Source organism: Streptomyces sp. NPDC096132, assembly GCF_044763345.1.
In the GTDB taxonomy this organism is placed as follows: Bacteria; Actinomycetota; Actinomycetes; order Streptomycetales; family Streptomycetaceae; genus Streptomyces.
In genome coordinates this window covers 1-1,318 of record NZ_JBIWGA010000102.1, presented here as the reverse complement: position 1 = coordinate 1,318, position 1,318 = coordinate 1, and the positions used below count along the sequence as shown (strand labels likewise).

1 protein-coding gene is annotated in these 1,318 nt (G+C 68.9%); it reads left to right on the top strand.

Going from position 1 to position 1,318, the window contains the following annotated elements; translation table 11 throughout:
• Window positions 1–36: 36 nt before the first annotated feature.
• Entirely contained in the window at window positions 37–1,317 is a 1,281-nt protein-coding gene (locus ACIRF9_RS52705; RefSeq protein WP_403837831.1) for an IS701 family transposase, read from the top strand.
• The last annotated feature ends 1 nt before the right edge of the window (window position 1,318 follow it).

The window sequence follows — 1,318 nt, the reverse complement described above, 5'->3', positions numbered from 1 at the left end:
CTTCCTGTCGGGCCTGTTCAGGAGCACGGTGGGTGTGTGGATGCACATGAAGTGAACCGGGTCCGGGCGAAGTTGGCATTATTCGTGGCTGACGTGTTCGCCTCGGTGCCGCGGAGGGACCAGCGGGCCAAGGGTGACTGCTATCTGCGGGGACTGATGCTGGACAGTCGCCGGAAGTCGATCCAGGCGATGGCCTCGCGATTACCGGACGGCAACGAGCAGAACCTGCAGCAGTTCGTGAACCAGTCCACCTGGGATCCGGTGCCGGTGCAGCGGCGGATCTGCGAGCGGATGCTGCCGCTCATCACGCCGACGGCCTGGGTGATCGACGACGTGTCGGTGCCCAAGGACGGCCGGATGTCGGCCGGCGTGGCCCCGCAGTACTGCGGGGCCTTGGGGAAGAGGGCAAACTGCCAGGTCGCGGTCAGCGTCCACGCTGCGACCGATACCGCGTCCTGCCCGCTGCAATGGCGACTGTTCCTGCCCGAGGAGTGGGCGTCGGACACCGTGCGCCGGGGCCTCGCCCGCATCCCGGAGGACATCACACACCGCGAGAAATGGCGCCTCGCCCTGGACATGCTCGACACGCTCGCCAGCTGGGGCATGACGCCTCCGGTCGTGGTCGCCGACGCCGCCTACGGCACGAACGCGCATCTTCGGGCGGCACTGGCCGAGCGCGGAATCGACTACGTGCTGGCTGTCCGAGCGGATGTGACCGCCCATCCCTTCGGCGTCCAGCCCGTGGCCCCGGAACGCAACGGCCTGATCGGCTGCTGGCCCCAGCCTCGCTACCGCCAAACCGCACCCTCGGTGGCTGCCCTGGCCACCGACCTCGGGCAAGAGGTATTCACACCTGTGACCTGGCGCAATGGCTCGCGAGGGGAGTTACGCTCCCGCTTCGCCGCCCTGCGTGTCCGCCCTGCGGGCAAGGCCGTCGAACGGCCGATCCGGGCCGCCGCCTCAGCCGGACAGGGCTGGTGGGACGGGGTCCTGCCCGACTGCTGGCTGCTGGCCGAATGGCCCGACGACGTCGAGGCGCCGACCGATTACTGGCTGTCCAACCTGCCGGCCGACACCCCGATCGCCGACCTGGTCCGTCTGGCCAAGGTCCGCTGGCGCATCGAGCACGACTACCGCGAACTCAAGCACGGCCTGGGCCTGGACCACTTCGAAGGGCGTTCCTGGCCGGGCTGGCACCACCACGTCACCCTCGTGACCGCTGCGCACGCCTTCCTCACCGAACAGCGCCTGTCCCCAAAAGTGCCCGGACCGGTCTCAGCCTCTACCAGGTCCTCGATGCCCTCCAGGACGTCCTGAG